The sequence below is a fragment of the Petrotoga sp. 8T1HF07.NaAc.6.1 genome (assembly GCF_016772115.1).
Lineage (GTDB): Bacteria > Thermotogota > Thermotogae > Petrotogales > Petrotogaceae > Petrotoga > Petrotoga mobilis.
The window spans coordinates 36,035-61,801 of sequence record NZ_AUPG01000001.1 but is presented as its reverse complement, the minus strand read 5'-3'; the positions used below and the strand labels follow the sequence as shown (position 1 = coordinate 61,801).

The following is a 25,767-nucleotide window of genomic DNA, read 5'->3' as shown; positions in this document are numbered from 1 at the left end:
CTCCAACATGCGAATTCCTTAGATAATTTAGAAATTAAAAAACATCAACGAGAGATGCTCTCAATGAGCATCTCTCAATCATTTTATTTATTTTCTAAAAAATTACTTAAAACTTCTTCTAAATCAGGTTTACCGATTTCTTGCAACTCGTAAGTTACCCTAACTGTAGGTTTTTTTATGTCCATAATTCTTGTTAGATCAATTGGTGTACCTATAACCACAACTTCGGCATCGGATTTATTGATGCTTTCTTCCAGTTCTTTTATCTGTTTTTTTCCATAACCCATTGCGGGAAGTATTTTATCAAGATGAGTATATTTCTTATAAGTATTTACTATTGAACCAACTGCATAAGGTCTTGGGTCAATTATTTCAGAAGCTCCAAACTTTTTGGCAGCTATGAAACCGGCTCCATAGGTCATTTCGCCGTGAGTTAAGGTTGGACCATCTTCAATAACAAGGCATCTCTTTCCTCTTATAATAGAAGGATTTTTGACGAACAAAGGAGATGCGGCATCAATCACTGTTGCGTTTGGATTCCATTTTTCTATATTTGCTCTTACTTTTTCAATGCCTTCCAATGTTGCTGTTTCTTCTTTATTGATAACTAGAACATCTGCCATAATAAGATTCGTCATTCCAGGGAAATAGGATACTTCATGACCGGCTCTGTGTGGATCGACTACAACGATAGATAAATCGGGTTTATAGAATGAAAAATCGTTGTTTCCACCATCCCATAATATAACATCGGGATTTTCTTCTTCCGCCTGTCTCAATATCTCTTCATAATCAACACCTGCATAGATGACAGAGTTCCTATCTATATGAGGTTCATACTCCTCTCTTTCTTCAATTGTACATTCGTGTTTATCTAGATCTTCGTAAGTGGCAAACCTTTGTACCTTTTGCTTTACTAGGTTCCCATATGGCATTGGATGTCTGATTGAAACTACTTTTAAACCTTTATTTTTTAGAATATCCAAAACTCTCCTCGTTGTTTGACTTTTTCCTGAACCGGTTCTAACGGCACAAATCGAGATAATAGGTTTTTTGGATTTCAACATAGAATTATTGGGGCCCAGAAGTTTAAAATCTGCGCCACTAGCAAGCACCAAAGAAGCCTTTTCCATTACATACGAAAACGGCAAATCGCTGTAGGATAACACAACTTCGTCGATGTTGTTTTCTTTGATAAGATTGACTAGGTTTGCTTCTGATTCTATGGGTATCCCATTGGGATACAACTCTCCAGCGAGTTCTTTGGGATAAAGCCTTCCTTCGATATCAGGAATCTGTGTGGCTGTGAAGCAAACAACTTCGTAGTCAGGATTATCGCGATAATAAACGTTGAAATTGTGAAAATCTCTACCTGCTGCTCCCATTATCAAAACTTTTTTTCTCAAGAGTATCTCCTCCTTATAAGTGGCATACTAGCGCACCTAGGGCCTCCCCTTCCTCTAGATAATTCACTGGACGGTATGGTTAAAACTTCTATCCCCGATTTTTCTAATTCTCTGTTGGTGATGTAATTTCGATCGTAGGTGATAACCTTTCCAGGTTCTATTGCCAAACTGTTGGAGCCATCATTCCACTGTTCCCTGTGTGATGCTATTATATCAGCGTTTCCACATTTAATAATTTCGACATGATCTAAATTAAGATGTTTTTTTAATATGTTTTCCAAACTTTCTTCTTCTTCATAAAAATCAAATCCCTCTTTAGACTTAGTAATAATGAAAGTATCTATATCTTCTTTTAAATTTGCATGTACTAGAAATTTATCGTAATCAACCATTGTGAATATGGTGTCTAAATGCATATAAGCCCTATTATCAGGTATTATAAAAGCAATTATCTTCTCAAAGGTATCTTTATTTTCTTTTAGAAACTTCTTAGCTAGGATTTCAACAGCTTCTGGTGAGGTTCTTTGAGAAATCCCTACCGCTAAAACTTTTTCGCTTAACACTAAGATATCCCCACCCTCTATTGGATAAGGGTAATCTTTCTCGTAATACAATGGGGTGCCTTCAAATTTTGTGTTGTATTTTATGACATATTCCATAAGCATAACTTCTCTTCTTCTTGCTGAGGTTTTCATTCTGTTCACGCAGGCACCTTTTCCCAAAATCGCCACAGGATCCCTTTGAAAATATAAGTTTGGCATAGGGGGAAGGAAAAAAGGTAACTCTATATCCGCTCTTCTAACCCTCAAGGAGAAGATGTTTCTGTTAATTTCTAGTTCATCAGAACGTATACCCGATATTATAGTATCCACCATTTCTTTGGTATCTAGGGAAAACAAATAATCTTTTAAAAGAGCATAAATGAAGCTATTGTATATTTCTGAGAATTGTAAAAACTCTTTGACAAATTTTTCTTTTAAATCCAAATCATTAAGCGTTTCCGTCAACAATTCTGTAAGATACAAAACTTCTACACCATTCTCTCTTAAAACATTTGCAAAGTAATCATGTTCTTCTTGCGCTTTATACAAAAAGGAATATCGTCAAATAACAGATCAGAAAGATAATGAGGAGATAAATTTTCTAACTCTTTTCCCGGTCTATGTAGAAGGATTTTTTCTAATTTTCCGATTTCTGAATACACAGATAAATTCATGACTTTTAAGCACCAACCTTTTCCTTTCTAATATTATACAACAAAAACTCTTCTAAAAAATCTCATAGCTTTGTAAAAGTGTTGGGGCGTTCAAAGTATCAAGCACTTTTTCTAAAAGTATGCCTTCCCTTTGGGGATATTTATAACCATAACTAGCTTTTAAACACGTAGACACGAATTGAGTAGCCCTGTCTATTGCCATTGGTACACTGTCTCCGTTTAAAAGACTACCAACGATAACGCTTGCAAAGGAGTCCCCTGTACCAGGGTATAAGGCTTTTATATAGTTATTGGTGATTTTCCAAAACCTATTATTTGTCCTTTCATAAGCTAATACCCCTATTTTTGATTTAGATTCATCAGGAACACTTGTTATAATAACGACTTCTGGGCCCATGTCTGACAAACGTTTTAACCAGCTTTTCAACATCTCTTCACTAATATCTTGGTCGTACTTTTCATCCAAAAGAAAACAAGCTTCCGTTAAATTTGGTGTTATTACATGAGACTTGGAAACTAGTTTTTTCATATCTTTGACCATGCCTTCAGTAATGGTAGCGTAAAGTCTCCCGTCATCCCCCATTACTGGATCAACGACTACTAGAGTTTCATTTTTCTGTGAAAAATATTGTATAAATTCCATTACAATATCGATCTGTTTTTCTGAACCTAAAAAACCACTATAAATGGCATCAAAACTCAGGTCTAATTTTTTCCAATGCGATATTATATCTTTCATATTGTCTGTTAGATCCAAAAAAGAGTAATCCTCAAACCCCCCTGTATGGGTTGATAGTATGGCAGTGGGAAGTGGGCAGACTTGAATCTCCATAGAAGATAATATAGGAATTACAACGGTTAAAGAAGCTTTTCCAAAACCTGAAAGATCGTGAATTGCCGCAACTCTTTTGATGGGTTTCTCTTTCAAATACATCATTCCTTTCCCCTAAGATAGGATGTTAAACTCTTTTGCTATTTCTGCACCAAGTTGGGCATTGTTGTAGACTAATTCAATATTTGCTTTTAAACTTTCCCCTTTTGTTAATTCGTTTATTTTTGAAAGTAGAAAGGGGGTTAATTCCTTACCTTTTATTTTTCGCCTTTTAGCCTCTTCTATTGCGTTTTCTATTGTTTTATCTATTTCCTCAAAATCCAGTGAATACTCTTTAGGAATAGGATTTGCAATAAAAATGCCCCCTTGTAGGCCCAAGTCCCACTTTGTCTTCATTATTGATGCGATTTCTTTAGGAGTTTCAACTCTATAAGGTACATTTATCCCACTTTCCCTCGAAAAAAAGCATGGAAGTTCGTCTGTTTGATAGCCAATCACTGGGACACCGAAAGTTTCCAAATATTCTTTGGTTAATTGAAGATCTAATATAGCTTTAGGTCCAGCAGATATCACCGCCACGTTGGTTTTCGCAAGCTCTTGCAGGTCTGCGGAGATATCAAAAGTTTCTTGAGCGTTTCTATGTACACCTCCTATTCCTCCCGTTACGAAGACCTTTATTCCAGCAAGTTCAGCTATAATCATAGTTGCTGCAACCGTGGTAGCGGCGTTAAAACCTTTTGCAAGGATAACGGGGAGATCCATCCTGCTTGCTTTCAATATGTTTTTGGAGGTGGCCATGAATTCTAATTCTTCTTTTGATAATCCTACTTTCATTTTGCCATCTATTATTGCGATAGTTGCTGGAACTGCTCCCCTTTCTCTTATTGTTTCTTCTACATTTTTTGCCACTTCTACATTTTGTGGATAAGGCATTCCATGAGAAATTATAGTTGATTCCAAGGCAACGATAGGTCTATTTTCTTTCAAAGCTTGGTACACTTCTTCTTTTATTTCTAAATATAGGGTTGTATTCATATTAGTTTTCCTCCAAAAGCTGTATTTTTATTGTTTTACAAACTTTCTATAGCGCCACTTTGCCCGGCAGCCCTTTTAATTAATCAAAAATTTTAGAAGATAACTCATCTGCCACTGTTTTTGGACTTTTTAGGGTAATTTGAGAGGCTTTTATTCCGTATTCAATGCTTTTTTCTATATCAGCATCTTTGTAAATGCCGTAGATAAATCCAGCGGTGAAAGCATCTCCGGCACCATTGGAATCGACTATTTCGGAGTCTTCGACTTCATCTACAGAAAAGAAATCTGCTTTTTTAATGCGATTGTTTAAAAGGAGAACCCCCTCTTCCCCGTTTGTTACAATTAAATTAAAAATATTGGGGAATTTTTCTGAAAAAGTCTTTTGTATACTTTTATAATCAAAAAAATTCAAGTTTTCTTGTTCTCTTAAGGATTTCAATTCTGAGAAGTTTAGGGTCAGATAATCTATTTTTCCAGTTATATTTTTTTAATTTTTTTACTTTTAGATTTGATACGGCGTTAAAAACTGTGTAAACATTCGTGTTTTCAAGGATTTTAAGTATATATTCTATCGTCTGAGGTTCTAAATTTGCTTCAAGAAAGACAATTTTTGATTGGAGTAACGTATCTTTGTGTTTTTTTATATAATTTATATTTATCTCATTAATAATATCCATGTCTGATATAGAGACAAACATATCTTTTTTTTCGTCTAAAATAGCCAGGTAAACACCCGTTCTGCTATTATCACAAATCTTGATAAAATTAGTATTTACCTTTAGATTATTTAATTCGGCTAAAATTATTTCACCAAATACATCGTTCCCAACTGCTCCAAATAAATTAACAGGGACTTCTAATTTGCATAAATTGTGGGCAACGTTCCTAGCTACACCTCCTGAAGAATAAAAGATACGTCCAGGGTTTGAAGTCTTGAGAGATAATTTTTCGTAAGAAGATCCTTTGAAATCTGTATTTATTCCTCCTATTACTGATACATACATAAAATTTCTCCTCAAATGTTTTTAGGGTTAAAAACTTTTCCTAGATCTTCACAACTTTTTCGCAAATTTTCTTCTTCTTCTATATCAAGTGGTGTGAATTCGTCTGCTGCTTTTATTAACCATTCTAAAAGGTTTATGTGGCTAGAGCATAATATAGAGGTTATTGGCTTAGTAAGAGAAAATCTTATCGTTGTCTTCACTTCTTCATAACTTTCAGAAGGAATATAAAGAAGGTCCGATATCCCTTTTTCTGCATTTATCTTCGTTATCTTTTTTATAAGATTTTGTTTACTTATTACGCCAGTTCCTTTTTCCTTGGCTTTAGAAATTACTTTTCTTCCATAACCAGTGTACCAATTCATCCAATCTATGGGAAAGGTAATCGAATCAAAATCATAACTTTCTAAAAGTTGTAAAGCTATGCTTTCTTTGTTTGTTGAAAAACCTATGTATTTTACTAAGCCCAAATTTTTAGCGGCAAAGAATCCCTCTAACGCGCCTTCAGGACCTAGAATTCTATGAATATCCTCTTGGGTATTTGCAACAATTTGGATCAAGTCTAGATATTGAAGATTGAATTTAGCTAAGAGTTCTTTTATGTCCAGTTGTATCTCATCACTGCTTTTGGAGAAAGACTTACCCGCAATAAAAAGTTTATCCCTATGCAAATTTATTGGAAAAATAGTCGCTTCGTCTTTAGGTTCCAATGTAGGCGAAATTTCAAAGAAATTTACACCACCTAGAATAAACTTTTCTAAAAACCTTTTAATTTCATAATTATATTCGCTTACGAGCAGCTTTTCCAAATCCAAACCTATGATAGAGAGTTCTTCTTGCGTCTTACCTAAAATCCTTCTCTCCATATCTTGTTCCTCCTTTCAATGGTACCCCCTGGAAGGTGATCAACACTTAAAAAAGATATGAAAAATTGCATATTCAATTATACCATAAAAAATAAATACTATAGAAAATTAGCGATTAGGAATAATTAGAGGTAATTAAGGACGATTAAAAACGATTAGAAAGTTGTTTTTTGATTTTGAAATTATACCAATTACTGGTATAATGTATGGGTATATTATTTATATTGTGTCAAGTATGAGTTTTTTTTCACAAACTATATAAAGTGGAGGGATTGTTGTGAAGAAGTTTGTTTCAACTTTTGTTGTTCTTCTAGTAATTTGGCTGTTTTTGACTTCTTTTAACCTTTCTGAATTGATCGTAGGGTTCTTAGTTTCAATTGTTTTAGCAGGAGTCATTGCAGGTCTTGTGGATTATGAGTTTGATCTTTCCATTGTTTACAAACTACCTTTGTTTGTGGTTGTATACGTACCTGTTTTCGTCTACAAAATGTTTTTATCAAATATCGATGTTGCAAGGAGGGTTTTAACACCAAAAATACCTTTAAACCCAGGTTTTGTGAAAATTCCTATTGATTTGAAGGGAGATGTTGGTAAGTTAACTTTAGCCAATTCCGTTACTTTAACCCCTGGGACACTAGCAATTGATGCTGATGATGAAAACCTATACATCCATTGGATAGATATAAAAGGTGAAAACGAAAAAGATTACAAAAAGCATGTTACAGGGACTTTCGAAAAAATTTTGGGGAGGATATACAAATGATAGAGATTGTCGTATTTAGCCTCATTGGAATAGGTGTGTTTTTTTCGATCTTGAGAATGATAATTGGTCCTGAAGTAACAGATAGAATCGTCTCTTTGGATACTATGAACGTAATGATCACAGGAATTATTGTTTTGCTGTCGCATATTTTTAAAAATGAAATTTATTTGGATATTGCAATAGTTTACGGAGTTCTGTCCTTTTTGGAAACGGTTGTTCTTTCCAGATATTTGGAGGCGAAAAAATGAAGGTGATCGGAGACGTTTTAATAATAATTGGAGGGATTTTCTATCTATTGGGAGGTTTAGGTATATTCAGAATGCCGGATGTTTTCAATAGAATACAGGCAGGTACGAAAGCCACGACTTTAGGTGCGTTTTCTTTAATTTTAGGAGTTGGATTTTTAAACCCAACGTGGTTTTTGAAGTCACTAATCTTAGTCGTTTTTATGACTATCACCAATCCCGTTGGAAGTTCCGTTTTAGCTCGCGCCTCCTACTTACATGGTGCAAAAATAGCAAAATTGCAAAAAGATGATTTAAAAAGTTTGTATGAGAAAGAGGAGATGAGCCAAGATGATTGAAATAATAGCTGTAATCATTGGTTTTACAATGATTCTCTTCGCTTTGATGGCAATTGAATCGAAAAAGTTGTTGAATTCCATCGTTTTTTTATCTATAACGTCTTTGCTCTCAGTTGTGGAATTCATAATCATGAAAGCTCCGGATGTTGCTATAACTCAAGCTGTTATAGGTTCGGGTTTGATGACCTCGCTCTTCGTTTTTACTTTGATGACTATGAAAAAGAGTGGTGAAAAATAATGAAGAAGTTTATTTCAGCTTTAATGACGCTTGCCCTTGCCTTTTTTTATTTTTTCATTATTGTACGATTCGGAAAGTTTCTTTCCAAAGTACGGTGAGAGAGATTTAAATAACACCGTTTCACAAGGATACATAGAGAAAAACGTCGATGAAACCAGACCTTATCCGGAAACAGGATCGGCTAATATTGTTACTTCTGTAGTCGTTAATTACAGAGGATTTGATACCTTAGGAGAATTAACAGTCCTTTTTATTTCGGCAATGGGGGTAGCCTTGCTTTTAAATGTAGGGAAAGAAAGGATTATCTTTCGAGTAAAACCAAATTTCATTCTCAAAGCTGGTGTTCGAATTATAACAGGCATTATATTGATCGTTGGGATTTATATCTTCGTTCACGGTCATCTAACCCCAGGTGGAGGATTCCCGGGTGGTGCAATGATAGCCTCATCGGTTTTATTGATGTACATAAGCGATGATAAATTTAAAGAGAAGATGAAAGCCTTCAATGTACTTGAAGGCACCTCGGGAGTTTTGGTTATAGTCTTAGGGTTAATAGGACTTTTTGCTTTTAATTCATTTTTATACAACTTTTTGCCTTCGGGCGAGATTGGTCAACTTTTCAGCGCAGGATTGACACCTATACTATACGTTTTGATAGGTTTAAAAGTTGGTTCTGAATTATCAAATATCATTGGCAACTTTTTAACACAGGGGGGAGAAGAATGATTCAGTATTTATTTTTAGCACTGTTTTTTGTTGGAATCTACGGCTTACTCTCATCGAAGAATTTGATTAAGATGCTTATTTCACTGAACCTTTTAGAATTAGGTTTGAATCTTTTCATTATATCTGTTGGATACATTAAAGGTGGTAACGCACCGATTATAACTCCTGAATCTGTTTCAAATTATGTTGATCCACTCCCTCAAGCGTTGGTATTAACAGCCATTGTTATCGGTTTTGGGACTACCGCTTTAGGCTTGGCTTTTATTAGAAAGGTATACTTTGAAAAGGGTTCTATCGAAATAGATGAAATTAGAGGTGGTTCAGATGATTAATCCAGTACTTTTAATAGTTATCCCTCTACTTCTAGCGTTCGTTGGGGTAATGTTTAAAAACCTTTCAAAATCTCTTTTGTTTTTTGGGTTGATTTTAAACACCATCTTTGCTTTTTTTGTACAAAAAGGAAGTTACGAACTTGGAGGCTGGCAACCGCCATTTGGTATTAACATGTTGGTGGATAATTATTCTTTATTTGGGATAGTATTAATTAATGTTTTGTTTCTCGTTTCCTCTCTGATTGGAATAAGGAAGATTGAAAAATATTCATTGCCTCTGTTAATATCTTTAGCCGGTTTAAATGGAATGGTGTTAACTAATGATTTATTCAACTTCTACGTTTTCTTTGAAATAGCCACTATTTCAGCTTATATAATATCAACGTTACATGGAAAGTACCATCATACGTTTAATTATTTGGTTTTAGGTTCCGTGGGATCTAGTTTGTATTTACTTGGAATAATTATTGTATACGCCGTTGTTGGAAGTCTTAACATGTCTGATTTGTCCATGCATTTTTCGGAACTTTCAGCAAATATTCAACTGATAGTTTCCATTTTAATTTTTTCAGGTTTAGCGGTTGAGGCAAAACTTATACCTTTTAATAGTTGGGTTAGAGGTATTTATTCTAATGTGAACACCTTGACTGCCCCATTATTTTCTGCTGTTTATGCGTCAACAGTTTTTTTGGTATTTGGAAGGTTCTTTTCCAATTTAATTACCATTAGTGGGCCTTTGTTTAATATTTTTATCGCGATTACTTTCATCACCTTTATATTTGCCGAAGCTTCTGCGACCGCCACAAAGAATATGAGAGAAATACTTACTTTCTCAAGTATTGGACAGGCAGGATTGATCACTGGACTATTTTTAATAGGTGGGGGGTACGCAGCAATTTTACAAATTATAAACAATGCTTTTGCTAAGATAGTTATGTTTTCTACTGCCGCGAACGTTTATGAGAATAATTCAAGTGATTCTATCGATCAGGCTGCGGGGATATTTAGAAAGTATCCTCTAATAGGTTTTGGATTTACTGTTTCTGCTTTGTCTTTGATAGGTCTTCCTTTGTTCTTCGGTTTTTATGCGAAATTCAATATTATAAACACTGCTTTCAATACCAACTGGATTATTCCATTAGTAATATTGTTGGGAAGTTTGTTGGAAGGTGTTTATTATATAAGGATGCTAGTTAAACTATGGGTACCAGGTGAAGAACACGAGGAGGCAACTGAAAAATTGACCACCAAATTTTCCATGAACAAATTATTTGTTATAAGTGTCGTAGCGGTAGTTGTTGGATTCTTATTCATTATTGGAGGAATCTACCCAGAATTACTCGGAGATTTTGTACAGAATGTATCTGAACCTTTGAAGGAATCCTTATCTTATTTGTCAGTGGGAGTGATGTAGATGGCGTTAAACTCTCTGTTAATTACAGGTTTGTTGTTATCGATTTTGACTTTTTTCTTAACAAAGATAAACAAAAAGTTGGGTAGCTACTTTACCATTTTTTCAACATTGTTTGTTTTAGTTTTTTTGTTTGGATATATGAACGATGTTGGAACAGTATTTAACCTTTGGTCTTTTGGAGGATTTTCATTGCAATTGGTGAGTTCTAATTATGGTTGGTTCTTTTCCATAATAATGGTTTTAACTTATTTTCTTGTGTCTTTTTTTAATCCATATTGGATAGAAAAAATGGTTAATCCTGCTTCATACAACATGCTCTACGTGTTTTCTGTAGTTTCTACGTTGGGGGTTTTCTTTGCCAAGGATTTTCTTACGTTATTCATATTTTGGGAGATGGTAGTTTGGTCTTCCTTGTTCATAATTCCCCTTGGTAAATCAAGGAAGGCCTCTGTAGTTTATTACGCAATCAGTACGATCGGTTCTTTTTCAATGTTTTTTGCTGTGATGTATTTATACTCATTGTATCAAACTTTTGATATAGAAAGTATCTCACAGAATTTAATTAGCAGTCCCAATACAGCCGTGATGGCTTATTTTGTAATTATTATCGCAGGACTAGCAAAACTCGGAATTTTCCCATTTCACACGTGGCTCCCCATTGCCCATGGGAACGCTCCTCATACTTTTTCTCCAGTTCTTTCGGGAGGATTAGTTAAAATGGGGGCATTTATAGCGTTGTTGGTTAGCGCAATTATACCCACTTCGCAGATTTTTTCTAACCATATTCATATAATCGGTGTTCCTTATGAAAATTATATAATCATGGTTTTAGGAGCAATAAGCATTATAGTTGGAACCCTTATGGCAATAAAACAAGAAGACGCTAAAAGATTGATAGCTTATTCCACCGTTGCAAATGGTGGATACATATTGATCGGTATCTCGCTTTTAGATCAAGTAGGATTCGCGGGTGGAATGATGCATATTTTCAATCACGCAATGGCATCAGCCGCTATGTTTTTAACTATTGGAGCGGTTGCTTATAGGACTGGTACAACAAATATGAGTGAACTGGGTGGGTTGATAAAGAAAATGCCTGTAACCTTTGCCGCTTATTTAGTTGCCATAATTTCCATTGCGGGGATACCACCCACGAGTGGATTCGCATCAAAGTGGTTGATCTTCCAAGGTTTAGCGAGCAAAGGACTTATGTTTATAGCTTTTGCCACCTTTTTTGGAAGTATAGGGTCTTTCATGTACGTATTTAGGCCTCTTGCTACCGTATTTTTAGGTCAATTGTCACCTAAACACAACGATGTGAAAGAAGTTCCCTTTATGATGCAGATTCCAATGCTTGTGATGTCTTTACTTACAATATATTTTGGCGTGTTTCCTTCTCACATGTTAGGATTTATTTCTAAGATTCAGGCTTCTCTGAATCTTGTTCCAATCAGTGTAGAAGGTTCTAAGATATACTCCTTCAGTGGCATGTGGGATTCTTTAGTGATTACGGCCGTCTTCGTAATAGGTTTCATTATAGCCGCATTGATTTTTTATACACATAAAAAGGCTCAGCCCGTTGATCAAATGAACACTTACACTGCTGGCGAATTTATATACGATCCTGAATCGTATCATTATGCCAAAAACTATTACGCTCCTTTTGAAAGATTGTATAAGAATCATCCATCAGTGGAAAAATTTTATGATGCCATAGCTTTAAGAGTAAACGAATTTGGCCGTCTTGTCAGAAGTTGGTTCTTTTCTTCAAACGCTTCTGTAGGTGTCTTTTGGATTTCTGTGATAATAACAATAGCCTTTTTCTGGGGTGATAAAATATGAGTTATTTGATAGCCTTGATGATAGTTTTCATGGGATTTTTATGGCAGGTATCTCTTGATGGTATTCAAAGAAAAGTTACCGCTAAAGTTCACAGAAGAGTAGGACCACCCTGGTATCAAACTTTTATGGATATTTTTAAAGCTTTATCAAAATCATCTATAACACATGGTTTTATTTATGATTTTGGTGTGATGATGGCTTTGGGAGGAACGATAGCCACTTTTATGTTCTTACCTTTTGGCAATATCGTGGCTTTTAATGGTCTTGATAATTTCTTTGTAGTTGTCTATTTATTAGCAATAGGTTCTCTTGGGATGGCTATGAGTGCTTCTGGTTCAGGAAACGCCTGGGCAGGAATAGGTATTATGAGGGCGTTGACTCAGATGGTTGCTTATGAAGTCCCATTTATGATAGTTGTATTCGGTATGATACACGTTTATGGTACTTCTTCACTTAGTGAATTGGCACATGTACAACAAATGAATGGGATTTTTGGATGGCATATTTTTACTATGCCCTTAGGAGCCATAGTAGCTTTTATATCTTTACTCGGTATGCTTAATAAGGTACCATTTGATACGCCCATCGCACCAGCAGAAATAGCCTCTGGACCTATGGTTGAGTATGGTGGAAAACATTTCGGTATGTTGATGTTGCAGCACGAGTTTGCAACTTTAGTTGAAGTTGGTTTGTTCGTGAACCTGTTTTTAGGAGGAGGAAATTTAATTGAATACTTAATAAAGTACTTTTTTGTTTATACCTTAGTCACACTGATATACGCTGTTTCGGCTCGTTTTAGAATAGAGAATGTTGTAACATTCTTCTATGGAGTTCCAATAGTACTGTCACTTGTTCAAGCTGCGATAGTAATTTTTACAGGACTGGGGGTGAACGTATGACAAATGAAGAGAAAATAGAGCAGATGAATATCTTCGAAGAAGATTTAAACGATACCATAACTTTTTGGGAAAAGATAAAAAATATCTTCAGAGGCAAATCTTTATGGATGCTTCATTATTGCACAGGTTGTGGCGCGGTAGAACTTCCGCCAACAATGACAGCAAGATTCGACATGGAAAGATTGGGTATGGGACCTATGGCAACACCTCGTCAAGCAGATGTTCTGCTGATAACAGGTTATTTAAGCGTTAAAACTTTAAGAAGAGTTATATACACTTATGAACAAATGATGACTCCAAAATATCTTGTAGGGTTTGGGTCTTGTACTTTAAACGGGGGAATCTACTATGATTCCTATGCGGTGATCAACAGGCTGGATTATTATCTTCCAGTTGATCTCTACCTTGCCGGATGTATGCCAAGGCCTGAAGCTATAATGAATACTTTCAAAACGCTTGAAAACATGATAACAAAAGGCGAAGCCAACGGATGGAAAAAATATGTTGAGAATTACGATTGGTATCGAAATAATCAAATCCGTTCTTTAGGGGAGGTGTATGTAAAGGATGAATTCCACGAATGATGCCAAAGAGATGATAAGCATTCTTGAGAAAAATTTCGATATAAAAGATTTCACCACGCCAAAGAAAAATGAAATAAGTTTAGTTGTTGATCAAAATAATGTACCAATGATATTGACTTATTTAAAGGACAAAGGTTGGAAACAGTTAAGTTTGATAACCTGTATTGATTGGATTGAAGAAAACAAATTTGAACTAGCTTATGTTTTGTTCAACTGGACAAATGGAATTACTTTTTTAGTAAAAACAAAGATAGATAGAAAAAATCCGGAATATATCAGTATCATAGATATTTTCCCTGGAGCCAGATACTACGAAAGGGATATCCATGAGTTCTTCGGAGTAAAATTTGAAGGTAATTCAGATTCTGAAAAACCGTTGTTCTTAGAATTATGGGATGATAAACCACCTATGAGAAAAGATTTTGATCCGTTAGAGTATTCTAAGCGTAAATTCCCTGATAGAAAGTATGATGTGGAACTTTCCAAGAACGCAGTAAAAGAAGTCATAAAAGAAGGTGGAATAAATGAAAGAACTTAAATTATACTTGGGGCCAAATCATCCGGGAATGCACGGAAATTTCAGTGTACATATGTATGTTGATGGAGATACCATCGTCAGGGCAAGGCCTATGCCTGGTATGTTGCATAGAGGATTTGAAAAACTTATGGAAAGAAGACTTTGGATGAATAATCTTGCACTCATACCAAGGATTTGCGTACCAGAACCTGATATTAATGAGATGGTTTACGCCATGGCGATAGAGGAGTTAGCAGGAATTGAAGTCCCTGAAAAAGCTCATTGGATAAGGATGATAATCTTAGAACTAGCAAGAATCGCAAACCATCTAATGTCGCTTGGAGGAATAGGAGGACCTGTTGGACTCTATACTGGACCCAATTGGGGACTCGCAGATAGAGATCTTATATTGGATATCTTTGAAGAGATAACAGGGGCAAGAGTTTACCATATGTATATCGTACCAGGTGGCGTAAGAAAGGATTTGAGTGAAGAAACTATTGAGAAAATAAAGAGTTTTCTCGATTATTTAGAAAATCGACTTCCAGAATACGAAGATTTGATTCTCAAGAACTCCCTCTTTCAAAGAAGAACCAAAGATAAGTTGTTGTTACCTGCAGAGGTTGTTTGGGAGTTAGGAGTTACTGGGATAGGCATGAGATCAGCTGTGGGAGAAGCATACGATATTAGAAAAGTAGACCCATATGCAAGGTATGACCAAGTAGAATTCTCTGTCCCAACCGCAAACTACTCAGATGGATATACAAGGGTGTATTTCAAATACCTCGAAACGTATCAGAGCATAAAAATAATAAGACAGGTAATTGAAAAAATGCCCAAAAAAGGTAAAGTATGGAACAAAATATCTAGTGGAAGTGCTTTAAGGTGGCGTGTTCCAAAGGGTCAAGTTTACACTCATATCGAGTGCACAAGAGGAGAATATGGTTATTATATGGTTTCAGAAGGAGAAGATAAACCCTATAGAGTTGCTGTTAGAGGAGCATCCTATCCACAAGGTTTATTGGGGGTAGAAAAATATTTGCCCGGTACAAGGATAGAGGATGCAGCGCTTTGGATGGATACAATGGGTGTCTGTGCTCCTGAAATAGATAGATAAAAATTAAAGGAAGAGGTGAATATGATGAATACACCTGAAAAAAGTTTTTTTGCTCCAGCAAGGGCCTGGAAATACCTTACTAAAAAGCCTGTTAGTGTTCCTATGGAAGATATCTTAATGACACCTCGAGAGGCTTCGGATAGATATAGAGGTTTTCATATAAACGACTGGGAAAAATGTATCGGTTGTGGTACTTGTTCAAAAATATGTCCGACGGATGCTATAACAATGATAGATTTCGAAGAGCTCCCAGATGTAGAAGGCTCTAAACCACAAAGGCCTGCCATAGATTATGGAAGATGCAGCTTTTGTGGTCTATGTGTGGATATATGTACCACTGGCTCATTGCAGATGACCAAAGAATATGTACATATATCTAAAGATCCAAACACCTTCTTTTTTATTCCCACGGATGACGGGATCCATGGAATTAAAAAGCCTTTAGGTTATGTTAGAGATGAAGATTCAGACCTACTTGACTTAGAAAGAAAAGAGATGGAAATTGATCCACCAGAAATCAGAAAAACCTCATTCATAGAGATGGTTAAAGGATTTTCAAAAGAACAAGCTGTAAAAGAGGCTTCAAGATGTGTGGGGTGTAGTATTTGTGAAAAGACATGTCCAGCACACATGAACATAGCAGATTACATAAAAGATATATATGATGATGATCTTCAAACTGGGTTGAAAGATCTTTATAAAACGAATCCTTTGTCCGCGGTATGCGGTAGAATTTGTACTCATCGATGTGAAACAGCTTGTACTATAGGTCACAGAGGAGAACCTATAGCTATAAGATGGTTGAAAAGATATATCGTGGATAACGTTCCACAGGATAAATATCCAGAGATTTTAGATCAGGAGATTATAAAAAAGGCTAACGCTAAGGTTGCCATCGTTGGAGCTGGACCTGCCGGACTTTCTGCAGCTTATTTCTTATCCTTAATGGGTTATGAAATAACTGTTTATGAGGAAAAGAACAGGCCTGGTGGTGTTCTTAATTATGGAGGTCCTGTTTATAGGCTTCCAGACACGGCTTTTGACCAAGATGTAAATTACATAAAATCACTGGGAGTAAAGATAATAACAAATACAAAAGTTGGTAAAGACATTACATTAGAAGAATTAAAAGCAAAAAACGATGTAATATTTGTTTCAACTGGATTCAACAAAGGTAGAAAGCTTCCGATCGAAGGATCTGATCATGAAAAAGTCTTTGATTCTTTGACAATTTTAGAAGAAATGAAAAATTATGTTAGAGGAGAGGGTCCAAAACCATATATCCCGAAGTCCCTTGTGGTCATAGGGGGAGGAAATGTTGCCATGGATGTTGCAAGGTCCATGCTCAGACTCCAAAACATGGAATATAATAAATCTGAAGTGCATGTCCTCAGTTTAGAGAGAAACTTTGATGAGATGCCTGCTGATGAAGACGAGATTGTTGAAGGCGGAGAAGAAGGGGTAATTTTTCATCCAGGATGGGGCCCTGTAAAGGTGATAGTTGAAAATGGAGAAGTGAAAGGTGTATTGTTTAGGAAATGTGTGGAAGTATTCGACGAAGACGGAAGATTCAACCCAAAATACGATGAAAGTAACACTATTATTGTAAATGCAGATATGGTAGTAATGACTGTTGGGCAGGCTCCAGATTACAGCTATCTGCCGGAAGAGATCCAAAAGAACATGAAGATAGAAAGAGGAAAGATAAAAACAAACGAGTACGGACAAGTAGAAGGTGTACCATGGCTGTTTGCAGGTGGGGATATAGTGCATGGGCCAGATGTAATTCACGGAGTTGCAGACGGACACAAAGCTGCTCAAGGAATAGACCAATACATAATGGAGAAAAAATTTTCAAAATAAAAAGATAGCGAGGGAAAGGTACCTTCTTTCCCTCATCATCCTGTTACTATTTTAGCATTAGAGTATCTCTATGCAAAAGAAATAGTGAAAAAGAGCAAAAAACCGATTTTTAGTACCTTTTTTCAGGTTTCACATCATGCATATTATAGAGGGAGAAGGGAGGTGTTTTATAAAAATCTCTTTTCAAAATTATGTTTTATAATTTCTTAAGTTGGTAAATGTTTGATTCCAAAAGGAGGGATTCATAGTATGGCAAGAAGATTGGAAGGAAAAGTTGCTATCATTACCGGATCGGCAAGAGGAATGGGGAGAGCTGAAGCTGAACTCTTCGCGAAAGAAGGGGCAAAGGTTGTCGTTGCAGACGTTTTAGAGGATCAAGCAAAAGAGGTAGCAGATAAAATCAACAAAGATGGACATGAAGCAATTGCGGTAAAACTTGACGTTACCAAAGCTGATGAATGGAAAAAAGTAGTTGATCAGGCAACAGAGAAATGGGGTAAAGTTGATGTTTTAGTAAACAACGCAGGTATTGCAACCATGAATGGAATAGAGGATGCAACAGAAGAAGAATGGGATCGTGTAATAAACACAAACGCAAAGAGCCAATTTTTGGGTATAAAATATGTGTTACCAGCAATGAAGAAGGCAACAAAGGGCTCTATAATCAACATTTCTTCTATTGCTGGAATTATAGCCTTTCCAAATATGCCAGTCTACTCTGCTTCAAAAGGTGCTACAAGACTGTTAACAAAGACAGTTGCTGTTGAACTCGCTAAATACAATATTAGAGTAAATTCCATACATCCTGGTATAATACGAACAGCTATGGCCAAAGATATTTTAGATGATGAACAATCAGCTAAACAAGTCCTTAGTGCTGTACCGTTGGGTAGGCCTGCTGAACCTGAAGAAGTTGCCTATGGAGCATTATTCTTAGCTTCTGACGAATCCTCGTACATGACAGGTTCTGAATTAGTTATTGATGGAGGATATATTGCGTTATAATAAAGAACCATATCCTAAAAGCATCCACTTTATGTGGATGCTTTTAGGATCCACCCACCATGCCCAACACCTAAGCGATGAAAGTTCGCTGGGGGCAAACTCCTACCCGAGCGATTAAAATAATAATTGAATTAGAAATAACACTGTAAGTGAAATAATTCCAGAAATCATAGGTGTTCCTACCCAACCAAAAATTACTTTCATTATAGTAGTAGTATCAAAAGTTCTAGTACCTGCCGCTAATCCAACACCCACAATAGCACCTATTGTAGCCTGTGCAGCACTGATAGGGACACCAACTAAGGAGTAGATCCACAGGGTAACCCCTGCCCCCAAAATCGATACGGATGAAGAAAAATGATCCAATTCGACAATCCCTTTCCCTATGGTATACAAAACCTTTTTATTGGTAGTTAAAATTCCAATTGCTATTGAAGTACCACCTATAATGAGTAAAAGAAAAGGGGTAAATAAAACCTTTGCAAATACTCCAGTGACGTTTGCAACGTTGTTAGCTCCTAATGAGTATGCACTATAACAAATGACGATCCATGTTAGCACTTTTAAGAATCTATCTTGGGCTGTGATCCCCAAAAATTTTCTAAATGTTAGAGCCAAAAGTCTATATAATATGAAAGCGAAGACCAAGGCACCAATAGGAGTAAGTATCCACGAAACGAAAATTCTTGTTAAAATAGATGAGTTGAAATCTCCTTTTAGAATACTTAAACCAATCAGGGAGCCCACAACAGCCTGGGTAGCAGATGCGGGAAGCCCAATCAAACTCATAAAAATCATGGTTAAAAAAGCACAAAATAAGGCTAATGATAGTAGTTCAACACTTAAATTAGTCAAAGCCCCCAAGGTGTTTAACCCATTTCTCCCCCCAACTACTGAGCCGACAAAAACAAAAAATGCAGATACTATAATAGCTTTTTTGTATGGAACTAATCCAGAAGCCACAGCTGGTCCAAATACATTGGAAGAATTGTTGGAACCTAAAGACCATCCTAACAATATAGCTGGGATTAAATAAAATAGATTCATATTAAAAATATTCCCCCGTTTTTAGAAGATTTTAAAAAATTAAAGCCCATTTTCACCATATTGGCAATCATAGGCTTTTCTGAGAAGAGATTTTTCTATTTTAACACCAATTTTAATAGATGTCAATGATTAGAAAAATCAAAATAAGAGAAGGTAAATTTAGGGATTTTTAATTATTTTTTTACTAGATAAAAATTATCATGTGGTATAATAATTTCGTATTCTTTATTAACCTGTTGAATCAGTAAGGGGGAGGACAGCTTTTGGGCAGTCTTAAAAGAGCGGCTGTATTTTTTACTATCTCAATTTTGGCTGTATTAGCCTTTTCGTCGTATTCTATCGTTGAGCATCAGATTCAAAGAAACGAAACATTGTATAGTATTTCAGTTCAATACAACCTATCCATTTCAACTATTTTAGACTGGAATCCTAATTTATGTCCCAGCAATTTAAAAATTGGACAAATAATATTGATTCCTCAACCAGAAGGGTATATCTATGAAGTTAAAAAAGGGGATAATCTAACTTATATTGCTAAATTGTTCTTTACAAGCGTTTCTGATATAGTTAAAGCGAACAATCTCGATACAACAACTATTTTTGTTAATCAAAAACTTTTTATCCCTAAAAGTGTTGTAGGAAAAGGGTTTAATAATGAAAGAAGTATAATATGGCCTGTTTATGGTACTATCTCTTCTCTTTATGGATATAGGATTCACCCTATAACTAAAGAGTATTCTTTTCATAAAGGGATAGATCTTGCGGCACCTATTGGCACACCCGTTTTTTGTGTTGAAGCGGGAAAAGTGAAATTTGTTGGCGAAAATGGAGGATATGGTTTAATGGTTGAAATAGAATCTTCGAATGGTTCTTATGTTTACGGTCATCTTTCTCAAATGAATGTGTATGAGGGTCAATATGTCGAAAAAGGCGAAATAATTGCGAGAGTAGGGAATACAGGTTTAAGTACAGGTCCCCATCTTCACTTCGAAGTTAAAAAAGCTGATACAAATTACGACCCGTTAGTATTCTTGCCTTCCAGTAATAGAATTTATGTGTTGAATAATACAGAAAACGAATATGGCTTAGGTGGAAATTGATACAAATCCTCAAATTTGACACAGTGCGTTCCATGTCTTATATGTATCTTCCAATATGTATCTCTCTTTAGCTAATGCATAGCTTATTTTGTTTTTAATCGCTAATTTGTACCCTTCATTCAAAGATATGATTGATACCTTTCTTAGTTCTTCAACGCCTTCAAAATTCTTGTCATCTCCTGCTGAATCGGAAATAACAAGCGCTTTTCCTATATCTCCCATTTTTTCATAACCGCTCGTGTGATAATATATCGCTTGGTATATATCATCGTCAATAAGGAATTTCCTTGCCAAAAATTCCGCACTTACTTTTCCATGCAAGAGAATGGGGCGATTTTTATCGAATTTATCAAGTGGAATTTTATAAAACTCCGCCAATTTTATTAACCTGCCTGGATCTACATCTCGAAACAAATCGTGTCCTAACGAGGCGACTTCCACTTTTCTTTCTGGAAGTTTGTGGATTTGGGCTAATTTTATGGAGAAATTGACAACGTTGTAGATATGTTCTAATCTTTTTTTAGATTTAATAGTTGCTTTTAAATACATTTTTAATTCTTCTATAATTCTGGTTAAATCCAAATTATAACCTCCTAACTATGCGGTCATATAACAATTAAAAAATTGTGTAATCTTCCCTTTCAACTTCTAAACCATAATTAAGTTCGATGTCATCCTCAATCTGTTCAATAAGGTTTAGTAAATAATCTCTGCTTTGACTTAACGACGATACGAATATTCCCAAGTAATTTTTCGAGTCGTTATAATTCCCTTCTAGAGCACACACATTGTACTTTTTTCTAAGTGAGTTTATAAGTGTTTTCACTACCGATCTTTTGTCTTTCAAAGAACCAATTCCAAACAACCTAATTTTCAATTCTAATTTGATGCAGAACATTTTAATTCCCTCACCATTTTTTGAATTCAATTTTATCTTCTATGTACTCTTCAAAACGAGCTAATACAAATAACAGATCAGATAATCTATTTGCATATTTTTTTAATGGCTCTGATACAGGTTCTTTTTTGTCTAAAGCGATAATTCGTCTTTCTGCTCTTCGAGCTATAGTTCTACAAATATCTAACTTTGCAGATTGCAAAGTTCTTCCGGGTATTACAAATCCCTTTAAATCTAACCTGTTTTCAAATTCATAAACATAATTCGTAATTTTAAGGGCATCTTCTTCTTGAATGGGATATTTATATTTTTGACTTTTGGAAGCTAATTCTCCTGCTACTTTAAATAAATTATTCTGTACTTCGTTAATTATTTTTTTTACTTCATGAGATTTTAAATAGTGGCTTGCTTCGGAAAGGAATGAGTTTAATTCATCTACGGTACCGTAGGCTTCAACCCTTAGGTCGTCTTTTGATACTCTTTCTCCACTCCAAAGAGAAGTTTCACCCTTATCACCTGTTTTTGTTGTAATAGACACCATACATCTCTCCTTTTTATTTATTTGTCCTGTGACCCTTTTAAAATGAAAATCTTAGTTTTGAAGTGCCACAGTTTGCACAATGCGGCAAACTTAAAAAACCATTTTGCACAAAGCTGCAAAAGATATATAAAAATGGGGCATAGCCCCATTTTATTTTTGTAATTCTTCTTCCTTTTTTCTTTCTTCTATTATTTTGTTTTGTATATCAGGGCTGACTTCTGAATAATGGGAAAATTTCATGGTAAAATAACCCTTTCCTGAGGAGATAGAACTGAGACGAGGTGAAAAATCCAGCATTTCAGCCAATGGAATTTCAGCCACTATCTTATCGTATCCTTTCCCGGCTGATTCCATTCCTAAAGGCCTTCCCCTTTTAGCTGTAACTTCACCGATAACATCTCCTGTGTTTTCAGTGGGTAAGAATATTTCAACATGCATAATTGGTTCTAAAATAACCGGTGTGTCGCTTTCCATAGCTATTTTAAATGCGTGCCTTGCAGCTATTTGAAATGAAATATCTGAAGAGTCAACTTCATGGTAAGAGCCATCAAAAAGAGTGACCCTAATATCAACAACAGGAAAACCAGCCAAAACACCTTTTTTGATAGCTTCTCTGATACCTTTGTCTACGGATGGTATAAAATTTTTTGGGATAACTCCTCCAACGATTTTATCAACAAATTCATAGCCTTTTCCTCTTTCTAGCGGTTCAATTTCTATTTTAACGTGACCGTATTGACCATGACCTCCGGTTTGTTTTTTGTGTTTGTATTCTGCCTGGGATTTATTTCTTATGGTTTCCTTGTAAGCAATTTTTGGTTTTCCTACCTCAAAATCAATGCCGAAATTCTTCTTCAATTTCTCTATCATTATTTCTAAGTGAATGGTTCCCATTCCACTTATGACCGTTTCTCCAGTTTCCGCATCGAATTCCCATTTAAATGTTGGGTCTGACTCTGCAATTTTTGCCAACGATTCAGTAATTTTGTCTATTTCATTTTTAGAATTAGGGGCTATAGACTTAGATATCATCGGTTCTGGAAATTCTGGTAATTTCAGCCTATTTGACGTTTCTTCACTGGATAAGGTTTGATTTATTTTACTCGATTTTAGCTTAGGTATAACTAAGATATCACCAACACCCGCGACTTCGACTTCTTCGTTCTTATCAAATCTAGGTATGTTGATATGGGAAATCTTTTCTCTTGTGGATTCTTCAACAATATAGATACTAGAACCGGCTTTTAAAGAACCGCTAATAACCCTTAGATAGGTGAGTTTTCCAACGAACGGGTCTACTTCATTTTTAACGATGATACCTAAAAACTGACCATCTTCTTGGGAAGAAATCTCACTGCCTTCTTCAGTGTAAAACTTTCTTTCAAGCGGGGTCATTCCGAAACTCATTAAAGCCTTTATCAATTGATCAAAACCAATGTTTTTTAAAGCAGATCCAATGAATACAGGAATTATTTTATCTTCATCATACGCTTTATGAAGTGAGGAAATCAATTCTTCTTGACTTAATCCTTCTTCGCCGGATTCAAAATATTTTTCCATTAGTTCTTCGTTGGTTTCAACAATATCTTCTATTATTTCAGAATGAAATCTTTCCAAATAATCTTTAGCATTATCAGGGATTTCACTCTGTTTGGAGGATTTGCCTGTCCCTTCTTCATATATAAATACGTCATTTGATAAAAGATTTATAACTCCTTTAAAATCTGAGCCTTCGCCTATGGGAACCTGGAAAGGAACTATTCTTATTTCGTCCTCAAAACTTTCTTTGAGTTCTTGCATTAAGTTTCCGAAGTTAACTTCTTCTTTATCCATTTGGTTTACATAAAATACGATAGGCTTGTTTAATTCTCTCGCCATATTCCAAATTCTTTCTGTTGTTACTTCCACACCAGCAGAAGCGTTTATTACAATAACTACGTTGTCCACAGCGTTTAAAGCTATTTGTATATCTCCTATAAAGTCTAAAGATCCCGGTGTATCAAAAAAGTACATTCTTGAATCATCTAAATCGAACGAGAAAATGTGGTTAGAAAAGGTTGCTCCTTTTTCTTTTTCAACAGGATCCTTGTCTAAATGTCTTTGACCTATTCTATCAGTTAATCCAAGATTTACAAGTACATCGTCCATAAGGGTAGTTTTGCCACATCCATGATGTCCAAAGAATCCTATGATCCTCTTTTTTTCAGCGTTATATTCACTCACTATTACCCTCCATTCTAAATCTATTTCTTAACTACGGGATTTTTTTATAAACACTTAGAAGCACGGGAATATAATTACGAGTTTTTTCGTTTTTGAAATTTTGTATTTCACCCTCGTAATAAACTATAGAAGAACTACCACCATCTAGCATCATCGCAACTTCAAACTCACCAATTTTAAATAGCAGGTTTCTTGTTTCGTCGTATGTAAGACCTGTTTCTGGATTATCAAGTCCTTCAATTACCATTAAATTGATATTTTGTTCTTTATCTATCGCTACTACAGTTCTAGGGGCTTTACCATAAATTATTCCATTGGAGTAACTTTTCTTTTCTGCATCTAGTTGTTCTTGCGTATATTTGGAATGTATCAATATGGGCCCACCCTCTAAAAGTAAAGTAGGATCGTTTGTCAAATTTTCGCTTTTATTAAGTGTGAAATCGACTTTTTGTCCCAAAGATATATTTTCTAGATATTTTTCGTATTTTTTATCTATAAGTATTAGTTTTTCACCTTCAGAAGGAGTTGTTTTATTTTTTGATATAATTCGGTTATTTTCATCAATTAAGAAAAAAACATAATTCTCTTCTGTTTCCGTTATGTTTCCCTTATAATGATGAGTATATAATTTAACGTCTCCTTTCCAGGTAGAATTAATGGATTTTATCCAAAAAAGCAGATTATCAATATTTAATTGGTATTCTAATTTGATATAGTCGATGTCTAGAAAATTTGGTCCTATAATTAATGCAGGCCGAGAATAAGAGCTCAAATGTAATAATGCGCCGTCGGATATGATATTTCCCACTGGTTCCAAAGTTTGAGGATCGAAAAAAGAAGCGTTAACAGAAAAGATCGGATTTTTCTCTTTTAAAAAAGAATATACATCGGAGCGTGTTCCTAAATTATTCAAATCGACTTTTATTTGATATATTTTTGGATCGACGATTAATTGGTAAATTTTTAACCTTTGTCCGTTTAATTCTTCGGTTTTTTCAATGTATTGAAGACCTTCGTTTTCAGATGTGGATTTATCTGTATCAGTAATGCTTGAAATAGCTTTTTTATCGATGATAATAGATAAATTTTTCCCATTTAAATTAACTTCATAGTTGAAATCACTCTTGAACTTTAAGTAAGCGGTATTGTTTGAGTATGAATAGTCGAGGTTATTTGGAATACTTTCCATAGGTGCGACAGGTTTTATGCTCAATAAGTAATCTCCATCTTTTGTTATTCTAGTCAAAGTTATCGAATCTTCTGAGAGATATGAATTAAATTCAATTTTGATTTCACTTGTACTAACATTACAGGTAGTTATTTTAGGAATTTCTGAGTAGAAGAAAATATTGTCAATATCTTTAAAATTATTCAATTGTAAGAATGTAGATAAGACATCTTCCCTTATGTATACATTTTCATCGATAATAAGTACGGAATTATTGTATTTGTTTATAAAGTTAATTTTAGAGTAATAATCGTTCAAACTAATTTCTAAAACATTTTTATTGTATATTATATACATTATTCTGGAAGTGCGATTCATTACCATGCTATCATATTTGGAAAGATAATCAACATTAATATAAAAATAATCTTGATTTTTGATAGCTTCCATATTCACAGGAGGATTTTTTTGAGATATAAAAATAGCTTCTTCAGAAAATAAATTTATTGCTAGAATTATTAGCAAGAAGAGAAAGATAAGCTTTTTCATCA

General features: G+C 35.0%; 27 protein-coding genes and 1 pseudogene. 15 read left to right on the top strand and 13 right to left on the bottom strand.

Translation table 11 applies throughout. The features are described from left to right. Window positions 1–83: 83 nt before the first annotated feature. The 7 genes and pseudogenes from NAAC61_RS00300 to NAAC61_RS00270 form a co-directional block, all read right to left on the bottom strand. Entirely contained in the window at window positions 84–1,385 is a 1,302-nt protein-coding gene (locus tag NAAC61_RS00300) for a cyclic 2,3-diphosphoglycerate synthase (RefSeq protein ID WP_103064978.1), read from the bottom strand. Between the two features lie 17 nt (window positions 1,386–1,402). Further along, window positions 1,403–2,622: pseudogene (locus NAAC61_RS00295) on the bottom strand (arginine deiminase). Between the two features lie 52 nt (window positions 2,623–2,674). Continuing rightward, window positions 2,675–3,556, bottom strand: a complete 882-nt coding sequence (locus NAAC61_RS00290; protein ID WP_103064914.1) for a pyridoxamine kinase — start codon at window positions 3,554–3,556, stop codon at window positions 2,675–2,677. Between the two features lie 12 nt (window positions 3,557–3,568). Next, a complete protein-coding gene (locus NAAC61_RS00285; protein WP_103064913.1) occupies window positions 3,569–4,489 on the bottom strand; it encodes a pseudouridine-5'-phosphate glycosidase in 921 nt (306 codons plus the stop codon). A 79-nt stretch (window positions 4,490–4,568) separates the two neighbouring features. Then, the gene (locus NAAC61_RS00280; protein ID WP_202694896.1) at window positions 4,569–4,928 is read right to left on the bottom strand and encodes a PfkB family carbohydrate kinase; all 360 of its coding nucleotides are present in this window, start codon (window positions 4,926–4,928) and stop codon (window positions 4,569–4,571) included. Further along, a complete protein-coding gene (locus NAAC61_RS00275; protein ID WP_202694895.1) occupies window positions 4,888–5,493 on the bottom strand; it encodes a PfkB family carbohydrate kinase in 606 nt (201 codons plus the stop codon). Before NAAC61_RS00275 ends, NAAC61_RS00280 begins: the two co-directional genes overlap by 41 nt. Before the next feature lie 11 nt (window positions 5,494–5,504). Continuing rightward, the gene (locus NAAC61_RS00270) at window positions 5,505–6,356 is read right to left on the bottom strand and encodes a hypothetical protein (RefSeq protein WP_103064911.1); all 852 of its coding nucleotides are present in this window, start codon (window positions 6,354–6,356) and stop codon (window positions 5,505–5,507) included. Between the two features lie 277 nt (window positions 6,357–6,633). On the opposite strand from NAAC61_RS00270, the gene NAAC61_RS00265 reads away from it, so the two are divergent. The 14 genes from NAAC61_RS00265 to NAAC61_RS00200 all read left to right on the top strand — a co-directional run bounded on the left by NAAC61_RS00265 (window position 6,634) and on the right by NAAC61_RS00200 (window position 18,239). Further along, window positions 6,634–7,119, top strand: coding sequence for a Na+/H+ antiporter subunit E (locus NAAC61_RS00265; RefSeq protein WP_012208723.1), 486 nt, complete (start codon window positions 6,634–6,636; stop codon window positions 7,117–7,119). Next, entirely contained in the window at window positions 7,116–7,367 is a 252-nt protein-coding gene (locus tag NAAC61_RS00260) for a monovalent cation/H+ antiporter complex subunit F (protein ID WP_041534061.1), read from the top strand. Before NAAC61_RS00265 ends, NAAC61_RS00260 begins: the two co-directional genes overlap by 4 nt. Continuing rightward, window positions 7,364–7,702 (top strand): monovalent cation/H(+) antiporter subunit G, encoded by a 339-nt coding sequence (gene mnhG / locus NAAC61_RS00255; RefSeq protein ID WP_012208721.1) that lies wholly within the window; start codon window positions 7,364–7,366, stop codon window positions 7,700–7,702. The genes NAAC61_RS00260 and mnhG overlap by 4 nt, the downstream gene beginning before the upstream one ends. Then, a complete protein-coding gene (locus tag NAAC61_RS00250; RefSeq protein ID WP_012208720.1) occupies window positions 7,695–7,940 on the top strand; it encodes a Na(+)/H(+) antiporter subunit B in 246 nt (81 codons plus the stop codon). Before mnhG ends, NAAC61_RS00250 begins: the two co-directional genes overlap by 8 nt. Window positions 7,941–7,976: 36 nt before the next feature. Continuing rightward, window positions 7,977–8,666, top strand: coding sequence for a Na(+)/H(+) antiporter subunit B (locus NAAC61_RS00245; RefSeq protein WP_237729674.1), 690 nt, complete (start codon window positions 7,977–7,979; stop codon window positions 8,664–8,666). Next, window positions 8,663–8,998 carry a sodium:proton antiporter gene (locus NAAC61_RS00240; RefSeq protein WP_012208718.1) on the top strand — a complete coding sequence of 112 codons (336 nt, stop codon included), beginning with the start codon at window positions 8,663–8,665 and terminating at the stop codon, window positions 8,996–8,998. The genes NAAC61_RS00245 and NAAC61_RS00240 overlap by 4 nt, the downstream gene beginning before the upstream one ends. Then, window positions 8,991–10,412, top strand: coding sequence for a complex I subunit 5 family protein (locus NAAC61_RS00235; RefSeq protein WP_103064909.1), 1,422 nt, complete (start codon window positions 8,991–8,993; stop codon window positions 10,410–10,412). Before NAAC61_RS00240 ends, NAAC61_RS00235 begins: the two co-directional genes overlap by 8 nt. After that, window positions 10,413–12,254: a proton-conducting transporter transmembrane domain-containing protein gene (locus NAAC61_RS00230; RefSeq protein ID WP_103064908.1), complete on the top strand. Its 1,842-nt coding sequence runs from the start codon at window positions 10,413–10,415 to the stop codon at window positions 12,252–12,254. It begins immediately after the preceding gene. After that, window positions 12,251–13,153 (top strand): respiratory chain complex I subunit 1 family protein, encoded by a 903-nt coding sequence (locus tag NAAC61_RS00225; RefSeq protein WP_103064907.1) that lies wholly within the window; start codon window positions 12,251–12,253, stop codon window positions 13,151–13,153. The genes NAAC61_RS00230 and NAAC61_RS00225 overlap by 4 nt, the downstream gene beginning before the upstream one ends. A gap of 23 nt (window positions 13,154–13,176) precedes the next feature. Then, window positions 13,177–13,737, top strand: a complete 561-nt coding sequence (locus tag NAAC61_RS00220) for an NADH-quinone oxidoreductase subunit NuoB (protein WP_103064976.1) — start codon at window positions 13,177–13,179, stop codon at window positions 13,735–13,737. Beyond that, on the top strand, window positions 13,721–14,275 hold the full coding sequence (locus NAAC61_RS00215) for an NADH-quinone oxidoreductase subunit C (protein WP_103064906.1): 555 nt from the start codon (window positions 13,721–13,723) through the stop codon (window positions 14,273–14,275). The genes NAAC61_RS00220 and NAAC61_RS00215 overlap by 17 nt, the downstream gene beginning before the upstream one ends. Next, entirely contained in the window at window positions 14,262–15,371 is a 1,110-nt protein-coding gene (locus NAAC61_RS00210; protein ID WP_103064905.1) for an NADH-quinone oxidoreductase subunit D, read from the top strand. Before NAAC61_RS00215 ends, NAAC61_RS00210 begins: the two co-directional genes overlap by 14 nt. A gap of 24 nt (window positions 15,372–15,395) precedes the next feature. Beyond that, on the top strand, window positions 15,396–17,234 hold the full coding sequence (locus tag NAAC61_RS00205) for an FAD-dependent oxidoreductase (RefSeq protein ID WP_202694894.1): 1,839 nt from the start codon (window positions 15,396–15,398) through the stop codon (window positions 17,232–17,234). A gap of 249 nt (window positions 17,235–17,483) precedes the next feature. Then, on the top strand, window positions 17,484–18,239 hold the full coding sequence (locus tag NAAC61_RS00200) for an SDR family NAD(P)-dependent oxidoreductase (RefSeq protein WP_202694893.1): 756 nt from the start codon (window positions 17,484–17,486) through the stop codon (window positions 18,237–18,239). A gap of 114 nt (window positions 18,240–18,353) precedes the next feature. Here the strand turns inward: NAAC61_RS00200 and NAAC61_RS00195 are convergent, their stop codons facing one another. Further along, window positions 18,354–19,286 carry an inorganic phosphate transporter gene (locus NAAC61_RS00195; RefSeq protein WP_202694892.1) on the bottom strand — a complete coding sequence of 311 codons (933 nt, stop codon included), beginning with the start codon at window positions 19,284–19,286 and terminating at the stop codon, window positions 18,354–18,356. 263 nt (window positions 19,287–19,549) lie between these two features. Between NAAC61_RS00195 and NAAC61_RS00190 the strand changes: the two genes are divergently transcribed. After that, window positions 19,550–20,386: a M23 family metallopeptidase gene (locus NAAC61_RS00190; RefSeq protein ID WP_202694891.1), complete on the top strand. Its 837-nt coding sequence runs from the start codon at window positions 19,550–19,552 to the stop codon at window positions 20,384–20,386. A 9-nt stretch (window positions 20,387–20,395) separates the two neighbouring features. Here NAAC61_RS00190 and yqeK read toward each other — a convergent pair whose 3' ends face one another. The 5 genes from yqeK to NAAC61_RS00165 all read right to left on the bottom strand — a co-directional run bounded on the left by yqeK (window position 20,396) and on the right by NAAC61_RS00165 (window position 25,765). Further along, window positions 20,396–20,968 carry a bis(5'-nucleosyl)-tetraphosphatase (symmetrical) YqeK gene (gene yqeK / locus NAAC61_RS00185; protein ID WP_103064901.1) on the bottom strand — a complete coding sequence of 191 codons (573 nt, stop codon included), beginning with the start codon at window positions 20,966–20,968 and terminating at the stop codon, window positions 20,396–20,398. A gap of 34 nt (window positions 20,969–21,002) precedes the next feature. Then, window positions 21,003–21,284 carry a DUF503 domain-containing protein gene (locus NAAC61_RS00180; RefSeq protein WP_012208707.1) on the bottom strand — a complete coding sequence of 94 codons (282 nt, stop codon included), beginning with the start codon at window positions 21,282–21,284 and terminating at the stop codon, window positions 21,003–21,005. Between the two features lie 10 nt (window positions 21,285–21,294). Continuing rightward, window positions 21,295–21,822, bottom strand: a complete 528-nt coding sequence (locus tag NAAC61_RS00175; protein WP_443146874.1) for a cob(I)yrinic acid a,c-diamide adenosyltransferase — start codon at window positions 21,820–21,822, stop codon at window positions 21,295–21,297. A 153-nt stretch (window positions 21,823–21,975) separates the two neighbouring features. Then, window positions 21,976–24,048: an elongation factor G gene (gene fusA / locus NAAC61_RS00170; RefSeq protein ID WP_202694889.1), complete on the bottom strand. Its 2,073-nt coding sequence runs from the start codon at window positions 24,046–24,048 to the stop codon at window positions 21,976–21,978. Window positions 24,049–24,079: 31 nt separating this feature from the next. Then, window positions 24,080–25,765 (bottom strand): phosphodiester glycosidase family protein, encoded by a 1,686-nt coding sequence (locus NAAC61_RS00165; RefSeq protein WP_237729692.1) that lies wholly within the window; start codon window positions 25,763–25,765, stop codon window positions 24,080–24,082. Window positions 25,766–25,767 lie beyond the last annotated feature (2 nt).

Bases quoted from the DNA above. Each gene is read 5' to 3' on its own strand.
- NAAC61_RS00300 (WP_103064978.1), bottom strand. From the start codon at position 1,385: ATGGGAGCAGCAGGTAGAGATTTTCACAATTTCAACGTTTATTATCGC.
- NAAC61_RS00290 (WP_103064914.1), bottom strand. From the start codon at position 3,556: ATGTATTTGAAAGAGAAACCCATCAAAAGAGTTGCGGCAATTCACGAT.
- NAAC61_RS00285 (WP_103064913.1), bottom strand. From the start codon at position 4,489: ATGAATACAACCCTATATTTAGAAATAAAAGAAGAAGTGTACCAAGCT.
- NAAC61_RS00275 (WP_202694895.1), bottom strand. From the start codon at position 5,493: ATGTATGTATCAGTAATAGGAGGAATAAATACAGATTTCAAAGGATCT.
- NAAC61_RS00270 (WP_103064911.1), bottom strand. From the start codon at position 6,356: ATGGAGAGAAGGATTTTAGGTAAGACGCAAGAAGAACTCTCTATCATA.
- NAAC61_RS00260 (WP_041534061.1), top strand. From the start codon at position 7,116: ATGATAGAGATTGTCGTATTTAGCCTCATTGGAATAGGTGTGTTTTTT.
- mnhG (WP_012208721.1), top strand. From the start codon at position 7,364: ATGAAGGTGATCGGAGACGTTTTAATAATAATTGGAGGGATTTTCTAT.
- NAAC61_RS00250 (WP_012208720.1), top strand. From the start codon at position 7,695: ATGATTGAAATAATAGCTGTAATCATTGGTTTTACAATGATTCTCTTC.
- NAAC61_RS00240 (WP_012208718.1), top strand. From the start codon at position 8,663: ATGATTCAGTATTTATTTTTAGCACTGTTTTTTGTTGGAATCTACGGC.
- NAAC61_RS00235 (WP_103064909.1), top strand. From the start codon at position 8,991: ATGATTAATCCAGTACTTTTAATAGTTATCCCTCTACTTCTAGCGTTC.
- NAAC61_RS00230 (WP_103064908.1), top strand. From the start codon at position 10,413: ATGGCGTTAAACTCTCTGTTAATTACAGGTTTGTTGTTATCGATTTTG.
- NAAC61_RS00225 (WP_103064907.1), top strand. From the start codon at position 12,251: ATGAGTTATTTGATAGCCTTGATGATAGTTTTCATGGGATTTTTATGG.
- NAAC61_RS00220 (WP_103064976.1), top strand. From the start codon at position 13,177: ATGAATATCTTCGAAGAAGATTTAAACGATACCATAACTTTTTGGGAA.
- NAAC61_RS00215 (WP_103064906.1), top strand. From the start codon at position 13,721: ATGAATTCCACGAATGATGCCAAAGAGATGATAAGCATTCTTGAGAAA.
- NAAC61_RS00210 (WP_103064905.1), top strand. From the start codon at position 14,262: ATGAAAGAACTTAAATTATACTTGGGGCCAAATCATCCGGGAATGCAC.
- NAAC61_RS00205 (WP_202694894.1), top strand. From the start codon at position 15,396: ATGAATACACCTGAAAAAAGTTTTTTTGCTCCAGCAAGGGCCTGGAAA.
- NAAC61_RS00200 (WP_202694893.1), top strand. From the start codon at position 17,484: ATGGCAAGAAGATTGGAAGGAAAAGTTGCTATCATTACCGGATCGGCA.
- NAAC61_RS00195 (WP_202694892.1), bottom strand. From the start codon at position 19,286: ATGAATCTATTTTATTTAATCCCAGCTATATTGTTAGGATGGTCTTTA.
- NAAC61_RS00180 (WP_012208707.1), bottom strand. From the start codon at position 21,284: ATGTTCTGCATCAAATTAGAATTGAAAATTAGGTTGTTTGGAATTGGT.
- NAAC61_RS00165 (WP_237729692.1), bottom strand. From the start codon at position 25,765: ATGAAAAAGCTTATCTTTCTCTTCTTGCTAATAATTCTAGCAATAAAT.